The following is an 18657-nucleotide window of genomic DNA, read 5'->3' as shown; positions in this document are numbered from 1 at the left end:
GCAGCAGCAGCAGCAGCAGCAGCAGCAGCAGCAGCAGCAGCAGCAGCAGCATTATACTTCGATTTTAAAAGGCGTGTCAACCTGCATTCAACTTGTTGATAAGGACTATAACATCGTCTACATGAACCCTGCGGTTGAACAAATGTTTGCCGAAGCCGAAACCGATATCCGTAAACAACTTCCGCATTTTGACAGCAAAAAATTGCTGGGCATGAATATGGATGCATTCCATAAGAATCCGGGACACCAGCGAAAAATATTGTCAGGATTGAAAGCATCCACGCAATCAACCATTACGCTAGGAGGCCGCACCTTTGATCTGGTCGCCACGCCACTGTTCGATGGCGATGGCGAAAGAAGCGGTGCGATGGTCGAATGGAGCGACATCACGGTCTGGAATAATTTAACCACGGTTGTAGCAGGTTTGGCCGAAGGCGATTTGGAGAGGCCGTTAGTAAACCAGGAAAGCTGTCATGGCGTACGCAGAGCATTGCGCGATAGTGTTAATTTGTTACGGGATAACATCAAGATATTGGTAGAGGATTCAAATATTTTGTCGGTCGCGGCAGTCGAAGGGCGCCTGGAGACCCGCGCCGACGCGAGCAAACATCAAGGCGATTTCCGCAAGATCGTCGAAGGCGTCAATAACACCTTGAACGCGGTGATCGGGCCGTTGAGCGTGGCGGCCGATTACGTCGACAACATCGCCAAAGGCAACATTCCGGCGAAGATCACCGACAACTACAACGGCGATTTCAACATCCTGAAGAACAATTTGAACACCTGTATCGACGCGGTTAACGCGCTGGTGGCGGACGCCAACGTGCTGGCGGTGGCGGCGATCGAAGGCCGTTTGGCGACTAGAGCCGATGCGACGCAGCATCAAGGCGACTTCCGTAAAATCGTCGAGGGCGTCAACAATACACTGGACGCGGTGATCGGGCCGTTGAACGTGGCGGCCGAGTACGTCGACAACATTGCCAAAGGCAACATTCCGGCGAAGATCACCGACAGCTACAACGGCGATTTCAACATCCTAAAGAACAACCTGAACACCTGTATCGATGCGGTCAATGCGCTGGTGGCGGACGCCAACGTATTAGCGGTAGCGGCGGTCGAAGGCCGTTTGGCGACTAGAGCCGATGCGACGCAGCATCAAGGCGACTTCCGTAAGATCGTCGAGGGTGTCAACAATACACTGGACGCGGTGATCGGGCCGTTGAACGTGGCCGCCGATTACGTCGACAACATTGCCAAAGGCAACATTCCGGCGAAGATCACCGACAACTACAACGGCGATTTCAACATCCTGAAGAACAATTTGAACACCTGTATCGACGCGGTCAACGCCTTGGTGGCGGATGCCAACGTATTAGCGGTAGCGGCAGTGGAAGGCCGCCTGGCAACTAGAGCCGATGCGACCCAGCACCAAGGCGATTTCCGTAAGATCGTCGAAGGCGTCAACAACACGCTGGATGCGGTGATCGGGCCGTTGAACGTGGCCGCTAACTATGTCGACAACATCGCCAAAGGTAACATTCCGGCGAAAATTACCGACAGCTACAACGGCGATTTCAACATCCTAAAGAACAACCTGAACACCTGTATCGATGCGGTCAATGCGCTGGTGGCGGACGCCAACACGCTGTCGGTGGCAGCAGTCGAAGGCCGTTTAGCGACTAGAGCCGATGCGACCCAGCATCAAGGCGACTTCCGCCGTATCGTCGAAGGCGTCAACAACACGCTGGACGCGGTAATCGGGCCGTTGAACGTGGCTGCCGAGTACGTCGAAAACATCGCCAAAGGCAACATTCCGGCGAAAATCACCGACGCCTATAACGGCGATTTCAACGTCTTGAAAAACAACCTGAACACTTGTATCGATGCGGTTAACCGCATCATTGACGATGCCGCCTATCTTTCCCAGGCGATTGTCGACGGCCAGCTCAATATTCAAGCCGATGCGTCGCGCCATCAAGGCGATTACGCCAAAATCATCGTCGCGTTCGAAAATGCTTTCGGCGGCCTCAACAATACGTTCTACCAAATCGTCGATACGGTGGAGCAAGTCGGACAGGCTGCCGTCGAGCTTAACTCTGCGTCGCAAAACATGGCGTCGACTTCCGAGGAACAATCCTCTTCGGTCGAAGAAGTGACCTCCAGCCTGGAACAAACCGACAGCCAGGTTAAAGCGAATACCGACAATGCCAATACCGCCAACCAATTGGTGATGGATACCTCGCAGGCGGCCAACCAAGGCCAGGAAAAAATGGCCGACATGATCGGCGCGATGGACGCCATCAGCCAATCGTCGCAAAACATTGCCAAGATCATTAAGGTAATCGACGAAATTGCGTTCCAGACCAACCTGCTGGCGCTGAACGCGGCGGTGGAAGCGGCGCGCGCCGGCCAACACGGGCGCGGTTTCGCGGTGGTGGCGCAGGAAGTGCGCAATCTGGCCGGACGTAGCGCCAAGGCTGCGCGCGAGACCGCCGATTTGATCGAGGATTCGACCAAGCGCGTGACCGAAGGGGTCGGCATCGCCAACGAAACCCGCGATGCGTTGGACCAGATTGTCGGCAATGTCACTAAGGTTAAGGATTTGGTGGCGGAAATAGCTACCGCCAGCACCGAGCAGTCGCGCGGCGTATCGCAGATCAACGTGGCGATGGGGCAAGTGGCAAAAGCGGCCCAGGAAGGCAGCCAGCAAGCGGAAGAGTTGGCTTCGTCTTCCGGCGAGCTGACCAACGCCGCCAACCGGATGCGCACGGAAATAAGCCGTTTCAAACTGCGCGAGCGCCAACAGCAAACAGGCGGTTTGGGCTTGGATGGCTTGTCGCCGGAGATGATGCGCCAAATTATGGCGATGCTGTCGACGCATCAGGCCGGCATGGCCGCGGCGACCCAGCCGATTATCCAAAATTCGGCGCCGAGGTCGCCACGCTCCAAGTCGCCTAAGTCGGTATTGCCGTTGGATGCAGATGAGCGGGGTTTCGGCAACTTTTAAGCGCGCCGGTTTGCTCGTTAAGCTGGTAGCGCAAAGTCAGACCTTCCAGGTTTTACGACTGCCATGGATGGCGGAAGTGCTGGAGCTGCCGGGAGCGGCTCCAGTAAAAACCTGGAAGGTCTATGGAATGGCATGGAGCCGTATTGGAACAATGGGGTAATTATTTTTTGGCGTAAGTGCTGTCATGGTCATGCGCGATGGTTAGCAGCCGGATGAAGTCGCCATCGCGATAGGCTGTTGCCCGTCGTACTTGAGTGATGCGTAAGGAGTAAATGGCAGGAATCCCGGACGGTGGCTTGATGCTGGTAATTTTTTCCCATTTTAGGCCGTGGTCTCTATACAGTTGGTTCCAGGTCATTTGCCGAAGTTTGTTCAGGGTATCGAACGCTGCCAAACGCTCAGGCTTTTGCAGTGTCAGCAGGTTTTCCTGAAAGACCGGGTTGTTGAGGTCGAGTTTGACCATGACCTTCCGTTCAGCTTTGGGCATTCAGCTTTTCCAGTACGGCATCGGTAGAGGTATCGGCGGGGGGATTGGTTTTTGCCCAGGCAAGCGCATTTTGAAGGTCGGCGGCAGCTTGAGGCGAATGCAGCCAACGTTCGTTGTCCGGAATGACGGTGGCAATACGCACCAACCAGACCCCCGGCTCCTGTTCTTCGATGAGCACTTGGCGACCGGCGAACTGTTTACCAAGTGTGATTTGTCCGTTTGCGCCAATAACTTTGACGCTGGATTGTGTAGTCAAGCCTGCCATTGCAGCCTCCTGATGTTTAATTGCACTGAGGCACGATAGCACTAATTTAGACTGAATTAAAGAAAGGGAGGTAGGGCATGTAAAGGTTTTTTATTTATTCCCAAGCTCAAGCCTGGGAATGCGGTTAAGGCGCGCTGCGCCGTGAATCACGGCCAGCGTCCGGCATATAGGGGACGCAGCGCGTCCTGCACCGCATTCCCACGGAGCCCGTGGGAACGAGAACGAACATGCGGATAGCAGACCTTCCAGGTTTTTAAAACCTGGAAGGTCTAACTCGCGCAACGCTCAACGGAGCAACCAGATTTCAGGCCTACGTCGAAATGTGTATAACGACGAGCGGAACCCGTGGGAACGAGAGCAAGTTTTTTCCGGTGCCCAAGCTTCAGCTTGGGAACCGGCGTAATTTTTCTAACTTAAAAAATAAGGAGTCAATATGGAACATAAAGTTTTGGTAGTGGACGATTCGGTAATGATGCGTACGGTAATTCGCAGTTTCGTCAGCAAAATGCCGGAATTCAAGGCGGTGGCGTTTGCCGAAAACGGCAAAAAAGCATTGGAGGAGCTAGACAATCACAAGGATTTGTCGTTGATTTTGCTGGACATCGAGATGCCGGAAATGGACGGTTTGGAGTTTTTGCGCTACGCCAAGCTCAAGAGCAAGGCCAAAATCGTCATCCTGTCGTCGGTGGCGCTTTCCGGTTCGCCTTATGCCGCCAAAGCGCGCGAGTTGGGCGCCGATGCAATTGTCACCAAACCGTCGGGGGCCGTGTCGCTGGATTTGGTCGATAAACGCGGCGACGAGTTGGCAGGCGTCATGAGGCGATTGGTCGGTTTGGGCTAACGATTGCCTCACCGTTCGCTACGGCTGTTTTGAAAATCTTGTAGTTATTTTTTAACACATTGATTTTTTTGAGAGAGGGCCGGAGTACAAACCTGGGTTTGGTTAATATAGTAGTTGCGAAAGTTCTTGTATTGAAAACAAGAGTCGCGTTAATGACAGCGTTTTCATATTGCCTGAGTGATGCTTTTGGTGGATGCGCGTTGCTTATCCACCCTACGCCGCCTTGCCTTATAGGCATTGTTGGCAGGGTGGATAAGTGCAACACATCTACCTCCAACCCTGTTATTAACCAACACTGAAAACGCTGTCAGACGCTTCATAATTGAATGCCGAAACTTATCGGGCTGCCGGATATGAGGTGTAGGGTGTCTTTGTGCGAACGCGTTTAATATAAAAATTACAAAAATTAATTAGGGGTACGGAATGTCCGATGAGTTGGATATAAACGAGGTGTGGCACTTGTATGCCGAAGAAGGCGGCAGTTCTCTGGACGAAGTCGAAGAGAGCCTGTTGATCCTGCAAGACACGCCGTCAAATACGGATGCGGTGGCGCGGCTGTTCCGTGCGATGCATACCTATAAAGGCAATGCCCGTATGTTGGGCCTATCGGTCATCGAGTCGGTAGCGCATTTGGCGGAGGATATGATCGGCCTGGTGCGTGACGACGGGGTGGCGCTGGACGAAGAAATTGTCGATTTGCTGTTGGAAGCGACGGATACGCTACGCGGGATGCTGGAAACGTCGGTAGCCTCGCACCAGGATGCTCCGGCCGGGATGGCGGACAATCTGATCCAGCGTCTCACGGAAAAGATTGCAACGTCCCGCATCGCCGAACAGGACAGCAATACAGCAGCAAACCAAGCGGACGCCGTCGCGGACGCCCCAGAATCCGCTGAGGACGTGCCGCCGCAATCGATCGTGTTCGAACCGCTGGATACGCATTCGTTGGCCGGCGACCCGGTTTATCGCGACATATTTTTCGGCATGGCCCACGACGTGTTGCAGGAGATGCGGGCGGCGCTGGAGGCTGACGCCGGCAGCGCCGGGCTCGGCGCAGTCGGCGAGGAAGCCGAGCGTTTGCGCCATGCGGCGGACCAGATCGGTATGCGCGACTGGCTGTTGGTGTTGCAGGATTTCCTGGAGATCGACGGGCCGCGCCGGGAACATGCCAAGGTCTTGTTTGCGCATTTGCAAGCGCTTTACGAGCGGGATAAGGGCGAGCGGCCAAGCGTCGGCAGCGCCCGGCGTCGCGATGACAGCGACGATCCGGTGCGGCGTTTTTTCGACGCGCTGGAACTGCCGCTAGGCAGATTGTCGCAGTTGGGCAACCATATTTCCTCCGACCGGGAATTGTCGCTGGATGCGCTCGCGGAAACGGCTGGGGAAATACGGGCGCTAGCCGAAGCACACGGTTTTGTACGGATAACGGATGTGTTGGACAAGGTGATTGCCGACGCCGGCAGCGGTGCCGAATCGTTGCAAGCCCACTTCGTCCGGCTCGAATTCCTGTTGTATGAAGAACTCGCCTCCGTTGCCGAGGTCATGCTCGAAGACCGGGAGGGCTTGGCGCTCGATCCTCGAACCACGTTAAGGGCCTGGTGCGCCGAACACGTGTTCGAGAGCTTGCTTGAGATGCGCAACGTGATCGAGCGGATCAAGCGCAAGGAAGACGTACATGCGCAATGCGCGCATGATCGAGTTGATGAACCAGGTTTACCACGCCTGCCTGTTCTACGAGATGGAGACGGCGGCGCATCTGAGCATGTCGATCATCGACCTGTTTGCCCGCGCCGAAATCGGCGAGCAGGCGCCGGATGCGTTGCTGCTGCATATCGCCAAGTCGTTCATCAGCGACATTGAAATTATCCTGGACGTCGTCGAAGCCGGCGAAACGCCGGATATGGCGCAGATCGAGAAATTGTTGCATGAAGCTTCGGAAGCGACGTTCGCGTCCAGCGGCACGGTATCGGCGGCGCATATCGAAGCGCGCTTGGGGTTGCCGAAAGCGTTCCACAAGGTTTTGACGCCGGAGAGCGTCAAAAACGCATTGTCAGGATTGGAAGCGGGACACCGCTTTTACATTGTCCGTTCCGACTTGAACCAGGACGAGGAATTGGCGGCCAATTTCCTGAACTGGATGGAATCCGGCGTTGCCCAGGTGATCAGCAATGTGACCGTATTTGAGGGCGACTGTACGCTATTCGATTTTTTGATTTCCAGTCCGTTGGCCGCGGTAGGCTTTAACGAGGCGCTAAGCATGTTGGACCCGAAAGGCCGGTGCTTGCGCGTGGAAGTGGCGCTGGCGGATCGCATGGAAGGCAAGCATCAGGACGACAAGAGCGGCAGTGTTCAAGGGTTGACGTCCGCTGAAGAAGACGCGACCCGCTCGATGGCGATGCAGGGCACGATTTCGGGCGACATGCTCGAATCCATCGGCGAGCTGGTCACCGGCCAAGCCATGGTGCAGCATTTGCTGACCCGTTTGTTCGAGTCCGATCTGGTGCGCGCGGTGGAGTCGGAGCTGGATAGCAAAGAGGGTAATTGGCTGGCGGCGCGTAGCGGCGTGCGGCAAACTTTGGAAAATTGGCTGGCAAGCGTGGAAAAACTGATGCAGCTCGAAGCGCAAAACTCGGCCTTGCTGAGCCGCTTGCAGGAGGAGGCGCTCGCTGTCCGGGTGCGTCCGGCCGGTTTGTTGCTTAAACCGTTGGCGCCTTTTATCGACGGGCTGGCGAGAACGTATGAGCGGCAGGTTGCGCTGGCGACCGTCGGCGATGAAATCGAACTCGATTTCAGCATGTTGGACAGCCTGAAGGTGGCCTTGCGCGGGCTGTTGACTTTTTGCGTGTCCCAGAGCATCGAAAAGCCGGAGCAGCGCGTATCTTCGGGCAAGCCCGGACGGGGAACTTGCCGGGTGATGTTGGTCAAGCATGAAGATCATGTCGCGATTACCGTGGAGGACGACGGCGCCGGCATCGACTTGCAGCGCATCGTGCAGCGCAGCCGCCAGTTGGGCTGGACCGACGAGTCCCAGGATGCCGCGCTGGCCTTGCGCGAGGGCTTTGGCGCGCTATCGAACGGCGAAGGCGAAGGCGTCGATCTCGCTGCAATCCGAAGCCAGTTGCGCCTGCTGGGCGGCGATTTGAAAGTGAGCAACCTGCCGTCCGGCGGTACGCGCTTTTTGCTGACCCAGCCGTTGGCGATGGTGGTCATGGAAGGCATGGCGGTGCGCGTGGGCGAGGTGCAGTACGTGGTGCCCATCGACGCTATCTTACGTATCGTGCGTTCCGGCGGGGAAGAATTGATGCAGGTTTCGGCGGATAAAGGCCGCTACCTGTTGCGGCTGGAAGCCGACGACGTGCTGCCTATCCAGTTCCTGCGCCGGGGCGGGCAAGAGCAAGGCATGGAGACGGCCCTGGCGCAGTGTTTGAAACAGGACGGCGGCGAGTTGAAACACTTGTTCGTTGTGGTCGGTAAAGAGGGGCGGCGCGCGGCGCTGTCCGTGGATGAGCTGATCGGTCAGCAACAGGTGCTGATTCGTCCGTTGCAAGGGTATTTGTCCGGCATTCGGGGCGTGACCGGTTGCGCTTTGCTCGGTAGCGGGGACGTCGGCATGGTGCTCGACGTGGGCTACGTGCTGAACCGAAACATGGATGCAGATTGACGGAGGAAGCGGCACTCGGGCTAGGAGCTTTCGCGATGCCTAGCCCGGTGGCGTATCAACATCGCAAAAGGAAAGTAAATGTTCGATAGTTTTTTTCTGGGTTCGTTGCCCGATATAGCGCTGACATACAATAGCAGTTATAACGTGCCAATGGTGATCGTTTCTGTTCTGATCGCTATTTTTTCGTCGTTTTGTTCGCTCGAAATGGTTGATCGCTTGGCGCGCGGCGAACAACGTTATCTCTGGTTGTCGATAGGCGCATTGATACTTGGCGGCGGCGTCTGGGCCATGCATTTCATCGGCATGTTGGCTTTTCATCTCGATTGCGAGGTAAGCTACGATCCGTGGATTACCGGGTTGTCGGTATTGCCCGGTATTTTTGCCGCGGCAGTGGCGTTGAATACCGTTAACACAGCCCATGTCGACTTAAACAGATTGGTGTTGGGCGGCATAGTGATGGCCACCGGTATCGCGCTGATGCACTACGCCGGCATGGCGGCCATCCGCTTGGACGGCATGTTGCGTTATAAACCGGAGCTATTTGTCGCGTCTCTTGCGGTGGCCGTGTATTTATCGATCGCGGCTTTGCTGATCAAGGCGTTCTTGTACGTATTGGTGGGCACCGCCAACCGATCCGTTTCCTCGTTGCTGGGAGGCTGCGCATTGGGAGGAGCCATATCGAGCATGCACTATATCGCGATGGAGGCGGCGTATTTTATTCATGACCCTGCCGGCGACAATCCTGTCGTCGCGACCAGTCCTAATGTGCTTGCCGTTGCTATTGCATTTGTTGCGTTTTTGCTGATTTTCAGCGGCTTGGTCTTTACTTATTTGGGAGGAAAACTTGCCCAAGTTCGCGTCCGTATCAATGCCGTTCTCGACTCAACCAATCAAGGTTTTGTGATGATGGACAGAGACGGCGTTATTACGGAATGCAATAGCGCCATGTCGGTTTTGACGGGCATGGATAAACAGTTATTGATCGGTAAATTTTACTGGGATTTAATGATTACGGATCGCAACCTTTCGGCGGACACGGATCAACAGTTATTGGCCGGTACGTTTTACCGGGATTTAATGGCTCCGGATCACGTCCGCGCAAAGCAAGGCAATCGCCGCGCGGAAGTCAAATTAAACCGCGCCGACGGCAGCCTGTTGCCGTGCCTGGTCGATAGCAATTCAATCTTCGACAACGAGAGCGATGAAATATTGTATTCCTTTGCCTTGTTCAGCGACATCAGCCAACGCATAGCGGATGAGACGGAACTGCGGGAGCGGGAAATGCAATTTCGCGCTTTGCTCGAATCGACGCCGGACCCCATGGTCATCGTAGACGGCAACGATTCAATTAACATGATTAATCGTCAAGCCGTGGATTTGCTGGGCTACGCCAAGGACGAGCTGTTGGGGAAAGCGGTCGGTATTCTGTTAACCGATGAATCGGGCCGGATATACAATCAATTCCGTAATGATACGAATGCCCAGGCCGCACCGGCGAGCAGGCGGCAGGAGCTTTTCGTTAAAACCAATGGCGGCCGAAACATTCCGGTCGAGGTTAGCCTCAGTCCTATCGAAACCTCCAAAGGGGTGTTAATCGCGGCGGCGCTACGGGATATTACCGAGCGCAAGCGATACGAAGAAAGTATCCTCCAGTTGGCCGAGGCCAAAAGCCAGTTATTGCAGACGGAAAAAATGTCCGCAATAGGCCAGTTGGCGGCCGGCATCGCCCATGAATTGAACACTCCCATCGCTTTTGTTTATGCCAACCTTGGCGCTTTTGACGGCTATATTAAAGATATTCTGGAAATAACCGCCGCTTATCGCGCCAATGCCCGGCCCGGCGACGTTGTTGCATCGGCGGCCGAAAAAGACTTTGAATATTTGCAGTCCGATATTTTCGAGCTGATCGCCGAATCGAAAGACGGTTTAATGCGCATGAAATCGATTGTGGACGATTTGAGAAATTTTTCCCGTGCCGACGGCGGGGAATGGCAAATAGTCGATTTGCATAAAGGACTCGACTCGACGCTGAACATCGTTAGAAATGAGCTCAAATATAAATGCGTCGTGACCAAAAACTATAGTAACGATTTACCGTTAATTCGATGCTTTGCTTCGCAACTTAACCAGGTCTTTATGAATTTGCTGGTTAATGCGGCGCACTCTATTGAAGGACGGGGAGAAATTGCCATCACTACCCGCATATGCCCAACGGATCATTCTGCGATTCAGGTTTTAATCGCCGATACGGGTTCCGGCATTGCTCAGGAAAACCTCAAACGGATTTTTGAACCTTTTTATACGACCAAGCCGATAGGGCAAGGCACCGGTCTTGGCCTTTCAATTGCATGGGGGATTATCGCGAAACATCATGGTACGATTGACGTGAGCAGCGTTGCCGGTGTTGGCTCAACGTTCACGATTACATTGCCGATCGAACAGGATGATTTAATAAGCGAGGGTTTTCCGGTCGCGTAAAAAGAGCCCGTTATCTGTTATTACAATCGCGGTCGGTTCTATTTTTCTCAATGGTTTACGCCGCATGGATTAATCGTCCAATAAGTTTTGGCCGCCGTAACAGCTCATCCCTGGGCTGTTACGGCTCAAGCAACCCGGTCGCCAAACGTCCACAGCCGGCTTTGAACGGCTAAACCGTGGCCCAAAGATGTAGAGCATTCCCCGGATACCGCGCTTTCTCTCCGTGCGGTTCGCGCCCCACCGAACGCTACGGTGTTAAGCCAATTGTCCTCCCAGCGTTTAGTCCGGCTAATATTAAAGATGAGTTGGGCAGCTTGTCTGCTCAAACGAAACTTATGCCCTTTGGGTATAAGTCAAAGTTAAGCTGTGCCGTTCATATTATCCGGGCTTTTTCACTGTTTTATCCTTCGCCCGTCTTTATCAAAAGAGGCAATCGCTCGTAATCTGCCGAGAGTCCTAAAGACAAAGCCCGGAAAATGATGTTTCGTACTAATAAACATCCTGCCGATGCCGTCAATCCAAACTAATGCTGATAAGTGCCAATCAATTCCGCATGTTCGATCACATGCCCTTCCATCGCTTTTTCCAGCTCGCTCTTCTTCGGCTGGTGCAAATCGGGCAACTCGATATTCAACGCATAAAGTTTATGAAAGTAGCGATGCCGGCCGGTGGGCGGACAAGGGCCGCGATAACCTGTCTGTTTCCAGTCGTTTTTGCCTTGCAGCGTACCCGCCGGCAAATCCCTTACCGCAACGGACCGAGGCAGTTCTGTTGCTGTCGGCGGAATGTTATAAAGCACCCAGTGAACCCAGGTCATTTTAGGTTTGGCAGGGTCCGGCGCATCCGGATCGTCGACGATCAACACCAGGCTCTTCGCATTTTGCGGCACTCCGGACCAGCTTAAAGCCGGCGAAGTGTCGTTACCGTCGCAGGTGAATGTCTTCGGCATTTCTCCCTGATCGGCAAAGTCAGCCGATTTGAGGCTCAAAGTCATGTTTTGCTCTCCTTCAGCCAGCGCGGCTGTCGTAAAAAAGATGCTGGAAATTATAGGGATAATAGCAAGCTGCTTGATTGGGCTCATTGATCACCTCAAAAATAAAATTGTCGTTGCCGGTCCTGAAGCTGGAAGAGCCATGAAAATAGCCAAATAGCGAAAAAACCGCGCCCCGCCTAAACCATAAACCTATCGCGAACGCCTGGCAATTGTAGAAAAGACTTACAGACAAATAACTTTCCGTTGCTTTAAACTCCAAGCCTTACAGCCAACTCTTGCTCTATAAAATCAGGAGGTTGCGAACATGAAACATCCGATATTCCGGCTTGTGGTTAGCGGTATCGTTTTGCTGTTTTTTTCCGCCTGCGCCATAGCCGAAAACGATTTCGCACGGCAGCGTCACGCATTGGTAACCGCTATCAAAACCGAAACGGCGGGAACTCGCGGCTATTTGGATAGCGAATCGCTTGACCAGCGGGTTATAGAAGCCTTGCTGAAAGTCCCCCGGCATGAGTTCGTGCCCGATGCCGAGCGGCCTTTTGCTTATGCGAACCGGCCCCTCCCTATCGGCTACGGACAAACGATTTCCCAGCCGCTGATCGTCGCGATTATGACCGACCTGCTGAAACTGAATAAATCCGGCCGGGTTCTGGAAGTCGGCACCGGTTCCGGTTATCAGGCGGCGATGCTCGCCGAACTTGCCGATAACGTCTACACGATCGAAATTATTGAGCCGCTGGCAAAGTGGGCGTCCGCCAACCTCAAGCGCGCCGGTTACGATACCGTCCACACCCGCACCGGCGACGGCTATTACGGCTGGGAAGAAGCCGCGCCTTTCGATGCGATTGTCGTTACCGCCGTTGCGAGCCATATACCGCCGCCGCTGATCAAGCAGCTAAAACCCGGCGGCCGTATGGTCATCCCGGTCGGCGCCCCATTTATGACGCAATACCTAGTGTTGGTGACTAAAGACGCCGACGGAAAAATCGGCACCCGGCAAATCCTGCCGGTCAATTTCGTGCCGCTGACCGGCAGGCATTAATAAGGATTTGCTGTAACTATTCAGCGAAAAGAGAAATAGAACACGGATTAAACGGATCATCACGGATTTTAAAAAAGCGTCATCGGACGGTTAGAGTTAAAAATCCGTGTAAATCCGCCCTATCCGTGTCATCCGTGTCCTATTAGATATATGTAGAGTAGTTACGACTTGGTTGTATTTTTGTATCGTTTTGAAAACTTTCGTGCTTTCCGTGGACAAAACGATTTCCTATCATTAAAGGAGAAATGATGAAACCGCACTTACCGCTGTTGGCCGCCGTCGCGATTATTTCGGCATCAGCCCTGGCCTACGAAGTGTTATTGATGCGCTTGTTTTCGATTATTCAATGGCATCATTTCGCTTATATGATGATCAGCCTGGCGCTGTTGGGTTACGGCGTCAGCGGCGTGTTCCTGGCGCTGAACCGCGACCGGCTGGTAAAGCTGTTCCCGACCTGGACAATGGCCAATATGCTGCTGTTCAGCTGCTCGGCGCCGATGTGTTTTTTGCTGGCCCAGTACATCCCGTTTAATCCGGCGGAAATGCTGTGGACGCCGATGCAACTATGGAATTTGTGCAGCATTTACCTGATCCTGGCCTTACCTTTCTTTTTTACGGCCAATGTTGCCGGCTTGGCGCTTTACCGCTATAAAGACCGGGTATCGTCGATTTATGCGGCCGATTTGTCCGGCGCCGGCATCGGCAGTATCGGCATTATGTTGCTGCTGTTCTTGCTGTTTCCCGAAAAAATATTGACGGTGCTGATGCTATCGGGAGTCGTGGCGACGCTGCTGGTATCGAGCCATGATTTAGAGCGTTCGAAACCCTGGGTCATGCTGTCCGTTATCATCGGCTTGACCGCGATCATCACGCCTTCGGCTTCGATAGCGCTGAAAGTTTCGCCCTACAAAACCCTGAACCAATTACTGCAACTGCCCGGCACCCAAATCATCGGCCGCTATTCCAGCCCGCTGGGCTTGATCGACATCGTCAAAAGCGGCACGACTCCGCTACGCCATGCGCCCGGCCTAAGCCTTAATGCAGCAACAGAACCGCCGGAACAACTGGCCGTATTTACCGACGCGGACAATATGACCGCAATCACCCGCTACGACGGCAACCCGCAAACGCTCGGCTACCTGGATCAAACCACGTCGGCCCTGCCCTATCACCTGAAACGACACGCCGACGTCCTGATCCTCGGCGCCGGAACCGGCAGCGACGTATTACAGGCCAATTATCATGCGATTAAGCATATCGATGCGGTCGAACTGAATCCGCAAATCGTCGAGCTGGTTCAGCGCAAATACGCCGGCTTTACCGGTTATCTTTATTCGAGCGCCCATGTTGACGTTCATGTCGACGAAGCCCGCGGCTACCTTGCCGCAACCGGCAAAACCTACAACCTGGTCAATCTTTCATTGCTGGATGCGTTCGGCGCATCGGCGGCCGGGCTTTATTCAATGGCAGAGAATTACCTTTATACCGAACAGGCGGTACGGGAATATCTGCGCCACGTCAGCCCGGACGGTTATCTGAGCATTACCCGCTGGATTAAAATCCCGCCGCGCGACGAAGCCAAACTGTTGGCGACCGTTATCGGCGCATTGAAAACAGCCGGTATTGCTCAACCCCGGCAGCAGATCGTCATGATTCGCGGCTGGCAAACCAGCACCCTGCTGGTGAAACGCGGCATTATTTCCGCCGACGAGATAGCCCGTTTAAAACAATTCTGCAACGAACGCAGCTTCGACCCGGTTTACTATCCCGGCATAACGGAGCAGGAAGCCAATCGTTTTAATGTCCAGCAGCAACCTTACCTGTACCGGGCCGCAACGGCTTTATTGGGCGATCGGAGCCAGGCATTTATCGACGCTTATAAATTCAATATCGAACCGGCAACAGACGACAAACCTTACCTGTTCCATTTTTTTAAATGGCGCACCCTGCCGGAAATAAGCTCGTTAATGGCAAGCGGCGGCAGCTTTTTACTCGAAAGCGGCTATCTATTGCTAATCGCCGCCTTAGTACAAGCGGTACTGGCCAGCCTGCTATTGATAGTATTACCGTTGCGGCTTTGGAAAAACAAGCTCGGCATCGAGCCGGACTCAGGAAACCATCTACCCTTGTTGGCGTATTTTTTCTGCCTGGGCCTGGCTTTTTTGTTTATCGAAATCGCGTTCATCCAGAAATTTATGCTGATCCTGCACCATCCGCTTTACGCGATTACCGTCGTGCTAAGTACGTTTTTATTATCCGCCGGCGCCGGCAGCTATTTTTCAACCCGGCTGACAGCCGGCACGGAGACGCCGATACTTATGCTGCCGATAGGGGTCATTGCCCTGCTTAGCGTTAACTATGCGTTGGGCTTTGGAACCATCGCCGAATTTTTACTGAAGACCGGCAGTTTGAGCCGCTACTTGTTTTCAGTGATTCTGATAGCGCCGCTAGGCTTTTGCATGGGCATGCCGTTTCCGGTGGCACTGGCTAAAATCAGCCGGACGAATCCGGCGCTGATACCCTGGGCCTGGGGCATCAACGGCTGCGCCTCGGTGATCAGCGCAATACTGGCAACGCTGATTGCGATGCAGTTCGGCTTTACCGTATTGATCTTTCTGGCGGTGGGTTTGTATGGGCTTGCGGCGTGGTGTTTTCCCAGATTGGCATAAATTTAACAGCCAAACTGTCCACTTTATCGACGTTGCGGCTCACTGCCATTAAGTTAGGGCTCCGTTCGCCCTGACCCTTCGGCAGCGCTCAGGACTGAAGGCCTTGTCGAAGCCCGTCATGAGCTGGCCGAACTCACCACGAACGGCTTAACTTAATGCCAGTGACGTTGCGGCTGGCAAAACAGCCATCGCTAACATAAAATTGCCAATTGCTCCTCATAGTCAGCACATTCAAATATCTACGCTCAATCCGGTCATTCAGAATAATCCCCCCTAATTTTACCAACGCAACAACAGCCATTATGAAACGTTCCTTTTCAAGATACTTACCGCAGTCCGCTTTAGGCTTGTCTCTGGCATTGGCAATATCGCATGCGCTCGCCTTACCGATGAACGGCAATACGCCTAATGTTCTTTCATTCGGCTTCGACAACAATCTTGCCGGTTCAATCGACAAATCGTCCGATTTGCCGGCCGGTTACCGTTATCACTACCTTACCGGCGGCTTGGGTGTCGATGATTGGCGCCATTGGAATTCTCCCGATGGCGCGTTCGTCGATCAATGGCTGAAAGACAGCAACGATGCAGGACTGGTCCCGGTGCTCAGCTACTATGAAATCGTCCATGCCGAACCTAATCCCGACGTGGAACCGCCTTTACAAAATCTGCAAACGCCTGCAACGATGAAAAACTATTTTGAAAACTGGATTTTCTTAATGCAGCGCATTGCGATATTTGGCCGTCCGGTCGTCGTTCATCTGGAACCCGATTTGTTCGGCAATATTCAATGGAATAATAGCGATCCTGCGCTCACGCCTGTTGCAGTTGCCTCATCCGGTCTTCCTCAAGCGGTCGGCTATGAAAATAACGCCCGCGGTTTTGCCCAGTTGATCGTTGCGCTTCGCGACCAGTATGCCCCTAAAGTGATTCTGGGGTGGCATGCATCGACATGGGCGACGCGTACCGATTTAATCTTGAATCAAGGCGATCCGAACAAGCTGGCCTTGGCAACGGCTAAATTTTACCAAGCGTTGAAAGCGCCGTTCGACGTGATGTTTAGCGGGCTTTCCGACCGCGATGCCGGTTATTACCAAACACAAGGCAAAGCTAATCATTGGTGGCAACAGGAAGATTTCGACAGTTATCGCCAGTTCATCGCCCGCTTATCCGGCGAACTGAAACAGGACGTCATTCTCTGGCAGATACCGGTCGGTAATACCTTATACCGCAGCAGTAACAATACGGTCGGCCACTATCAGGACAATCGTCCGGAATATCTGCTGCAATCGGTGCTGGATAACGGCGATAGCAGTCATCTTCAACAGTTCCGCGATGCCGGCGTGGTCGCCTTTTTATTCGGCGCGGGACAAAAAGACCAGACCGAATATTTCGATGCGCGCAACGACGGCATCACCAACCCCGACCCCATCGATAACCGCCTGTACAATCATACCGATCACTTGAATGATCGCGTCCCGTTGAATGCCGACGATGACGGCGGTTTTCTGCGCTTTGCGGTTAAACGCTATTATGCCGACGGTGCTTTATCGCTGAATAAAACAGCAACTGCCTGCAACGACGGACTGGATAACGACAACGACGGCGCCATTGATTACCCTGCCGATAACGGCTGCGCCTCGATCGACGACAACGATGAAACCTCGCCGCCTGCGATATGCGCCGACGGCAAGGACAACGACAATGACGGCTTAATCGACTACCCGAACGATCCGGGTTGCGCGACAGCCGCCGGCAACAGCGAAGAAAACCAGCCTGTGCTGACCGATTTGCCTGCCAGCGTGAAAACCAACTCCAGTTGGAATACCGGTTATTGCGCGGACGTGTCGGTAACCAATAACAGCCCTGCCGTTGTTGAATGGCGAACTTCATTCACCTTGCAAGGCACGATTAAAAGTTTTTGGAACGCGCTGTATACACAAAATAATCAACAAATCACCGCGACCGGCGAAAGCTGGAATAAACTCTTAAAATCCGGCGCCTCGGCCAGCTTTGGCTTTTGCGCCGATCGTCCGCAAGCCAAAGCGGTCTGTGGCGACGGCCTTGACAACGATAACGACGGCAAGATCGACTATCCGGCCGATAGCGGCTGCTCATCAACATCGGACAGCGATGAAACGGACACGCAACCGGCTAACTTAGCGACCCAATTATCGATAACGAAGGATTGGACGAGCGGTTATTGCGCTAACGTGACGGTCAAAAACACCGCTGCCAAAGCGCTGGTATGGCAAGTCAGCATCGCGATAGAAGGCAAAGTGAACTCTTTATGGAACGCCATCTATAGCCAAAACGGCGCTATCCTGTCAGCGTCGGGAATGAAATGGAATAAATCGGTTGCCCCTGGAAAAAGCCGGGATTTCGGTTTTTGCGCGACGCGTTAACAAGTCCATCGGGATTTTGAATGGGGGCTGTAACACTCTCTCCACGCCGGTTTAGTGAAACTGGATAAATAAGTTGGAGCTGTCAAAAAGCAAACATACCTTACTTTCCGCTCATCCACGAACGAATCAGTTATCCAAATAATTTAAGAAACAGAGTATAAACGATGCCAACCATATCCATTTTTTACGGTATCCAAATCATGATGTATTTTTATGACAATGGAAAACATAACACGCCGCACATACACGCTGAATATCAGGATGACGAGGCGGTGTTTTCAATTTTAGACGGTGAGGTTATTTCGGGTATGTTGCCGCGCAAACAAACACGGTTAGTGCAGGCATGGATTGAGATACACCAGGAATCTTTAATGATCGATTGGAAATTGGCGGTAACAGGCCAAGAACCGTTGCGCATTGAACCGTTAAGATAAATCGAGGCGCTTATGAAATTGATTAATGTAGAACCTAAAGATGATTATATCGTTCGGATTTATTTGGATGACGATACAGTCGTTGATTTTGATGTTAAGGCAGAACTGGAACGAATACCTTGCTATAAATCGCTCTATGACAATGAGTTGTTTAAGACAGTAAAGTTTAAAAATAAACGCATCTATTGGAACGACCAGTGCGATTTTCATTTAGATCAAATTTTGGAACGTGGGCGTTTTGTTAACATTGACGCAAAAGAAGAACAGGCGGCGGTATCGAAGCAAGCTCAGCATTAACGAGATGATAGAGTTCAATACGAACATCACGTCTTATTGAAAGGCTCTCTTGACAATAAAGTCCAAGCCCACTAAGTTGG

Annotated in this window: 13 protein-coding genes; 10 read left to right on the top strand and 3 right to left on the bottom strand. The window is 53.1% G+C overall.

Translation table 11 applies throughout. The features are described 5' to 3' along the window. Positions 1–3007, top strand: a 3007-nt coding sequence (locus tag EKO24_RS13520; protein WP_143733227.1) for a methyl-accepting chemotaxis protein, incomplete at its 5' end; no start/stop codon positions are given. A gap of 160 nt (positions 3008–3167) precedes the next feature. Here EKO24_RS13520 and EKO24_RS13510 read toward each other — a convergent pair. Together EKO24_RS13510 and EKO24_RS13505 are read right to left on the bottom strand one after the other, a co-directional pair. Continuing rightward, a complete protein-coding gene (locus tag EKO24_RS13510) occupies positions 3168–3494 on the bottom strand; it encodes a hypothetical protein (RefSeq protein ID WP_196240024.1) in 327 nt (108 codons plus the stop codon). Beyond that, positions 3481–3759: a hypothetical protein gene (locus EKO24_RS13505; RefSeq protein WP_127027558.1), complete on the bottom strand. Its 279-nt coding sequence runs from the start codon at positions 3757–3759 to the stop codon at positions 3481–3483. Before EKO24_RS13505 ends, EKO24_RS13510 begins: the two co-directional genes overlap by 14 nt. 433 nt (positions 3760–4192) lie before the next feature. Between EKO24_RS13505 and EKO24_RS13500 the strand changes: the two genes are divergently transcribed. From EKO24_RS13500 to EKO24_RS13485, 4 genes are all read left to right on the top strand, one after another. Beyond that, positions 4193–4600, top strand: coding sequence for a response regulator (locus EKO24_RS13500; RefSeq protein ID WP_127027557.1), 408 nt, complete (start codon positions 4193–4195; stop codon positions 4598–4600). A gap of 423 nt (positions 4601–5023) precedes the next feature. Further along, positions 5024–6460 (top strand): Hpt domain-containing protein, encoded by a 1437-nt coding sequence (locus EKO24_RS23235; protein ID WP_127027556.1) that lies wholly within the window; start codon positions 5024–5026, stop codon positions 6458–6460. After that, complete coding sequence (locus EKO24_RS23480) at positions 6363–8261, top strand: chemotaxis protein CheW (RefSeq protein ID WP_338324010.1); 1899 nt, start codon at positions 6363–6365, stop codon at positions 8259–8261. Before EKO24_RS23235 ends, EKO24_RS23480 begins: the two co-directional genes overlap by 98 nt. Before the next feature lie 78 nt (positions 8262–8339). Next, on the top strand, positions 8340–10739 hold the full coding sequence (locus EKO24_RS13485; protein WP_127027554.1) for an MHYT domain-containing protein: 2400 nt from the start codon (positions 8340–8342) through the stop codon (positions 10737–10739). Between the two features lie 523 nt (positions 10740–11262). Here the strand turns inward: EKO24_RS13485 and EKO24_RS13480 are convergent. Next, entirely contained in the window at positions 11263–11820 is a 558-nt protein-coding gene (locus tag EKO24_RS13480; RefSeq protein ID WP_127027553.1) for a YbhB/YbcL family Raf kinase inhibitor-like protein, read from the bottom strand. A gap of 217 nt (positions 11821–12037) precedes the next feature. Here EKO24_RS13480 and EKO24_RS13475 point away from each other — a divergent pair, with 217 nt between their 5' ends. From EKO24_RS13475 to EKO24_RS13455, 5 genes are all read left to right on the top strand, one after another. Continuing rightward, a complete protein-coding gene (locus EKO24_RS13475; RefSeq protein WP_127027552.1) occupies positions 12038–12775 on the top strand; it encodes a protein-L-isoaspartate(D-aspartate) O-methyltransferase in 738 nt (245 codons plus the stop codon). Positions 12776–13023: 248 nt separating this feature from the next. Beyond that, positions 13024–15444 carry a spermine/spermidine synthase domain-containing protein gene (locus tag EKO24_RS13470; RefSeq protein ID WP_127027551.1) on the top strand — a complete coding sequence of 807 codons (2421 nt, stop codon included), beginning with the start codon at positions 13024–13026 and terminating at the stop codon, positions 15442–15444. A 302-nt stretch (positions 15445–15746) separates the two neighbouring features. Further along, a complete protein-coding gene (locus EKO24_RS13465; RefSeq protein ID WP_127027550.1) occupies positions 15747–17846 on the top strand; it encodes a cellulose binding domain-containing protein in 2100 nt (699 codons plus the stop codon). Positions 17847–18010: 164 nt separating this feature from the next. After that, positions 18011–18280, top strand: coding sequence for a DUF4160 domain-containing protein (locus EKO24_RS13460; RefSeq protein WP_127027549.1), 270 nt, complete (start codon positions 18011–18013; stop codon positions 18278–18280). A gap of 12 nt (positions 18281–18292) precedes the next feature. Next, entirely contained in the window at positions 18293–18577 is a 285-nt protein-coding gene (locus EKO24_RS13455; protein WP_127027548.1) for a DUF2442 domain-containing protein, read from the top strand. The last annotated feature ends 80 nt before the right edge of the window (positions 18578–18657 follow it).

The sequence above is a fragment of the Candidatus Methylobacter oryzae genome (assembly GCF_003994235.2).
Classification (GTDB): domain Bacteria; phylum Pseudomonadota; class Gammaproteobacteria; order Methylococcales; family Methylomonadaceae; genus Methylobacter_A; species Methylobacter_A oryzae.
This window is presented reverse-complemented; position numbering and strand designations above follow the sequence as displayed.

Bases quoted from the DNA above. Each gene is read 5' to 3' on its own strand.
- EKO24_RS13510 (WP_196240024.1), bottom strand. From the start codon at position 3,494: ATGCCCAAAGCTGAACGGAAGGTCATGGTCAAACTCGACCTCAACAAC.
- EKO24_RS13505 (WP_127027558.1), bottom strand. From the start codon at position 3,759: ATGGCAGGCTTGACTACACAATCCAGCGTCAAAGTTATTGGCGCAAAC.
- EKO24_RS13500 (WP_127027557.1), top strand. From the start codon at position 4,193: ATGGAACATAAAGTTTTGGTAGTGGACGATTCGGTAATGATGCGTACG.
- EKO24_RS23235 (WP_127027556.1), top strand. From the start codon at position 5,024: ATGTCCGATGAGTTGGATATAAACGAGGTGTGGCACTTGTATGCCGAA.
- EKO24_RS23480 (WP_338324010.1), top strand. From the start codon at position 6,363: ATGTCGATCATCGACCTGTTTGCCCGCGCCGAAATCGGCGAGCAGGCG.
- EKO24_RS13485 (WP_127027554.1), top strand. From the start codon at position 8,340: ATGTTCGATAGTTTTTTTCTGGGTTCGTTGCCCGATATAGCGCTGACA.
- EKO24_RS13480 (WP_127027553.1), bottom strand. From the start codon at position 11,820: ATGAGCCCAATCAAGCAGCTTGCTATTATCCCTATAATTTCCAGCATC.
- EKO24_RS13475 (WP_127027552.1), top strand. From the start codon at position 12,038: ATGAAACATCCGATATTCCGGCTTGTGGTTAGCGGTATCGTTTTGCTG.
- EKO24_RS13470 (WP_127027551.1), top strand. From the start codon at position 13,024: ATGAAACCGCACTTACCGCTGTTGGCCGCCGTCGCGATTATTTCGGCA.
- EKO24_RS13465 (WP_127027550.1), top strand. From the start codon at position 15,747: ATGAAACGTTCCTTTTCAAGATACTTACCGCAGTCCGCTTTAGGCTTG.
- EKO24_RS13460 (WP_127027549.1), top strand. From the start codon at position 18,011: ATGCCAACCATATCCATTTTTTACGGTATCCAAATCATGATGTATTTT.
- EKO24_RS13455 (WP_127027548.1), top strand. From the start codon at position 18,293: ATGAAATTGATTAATGTAGAACCTAAAGATGATTATATCGTTCGGATT.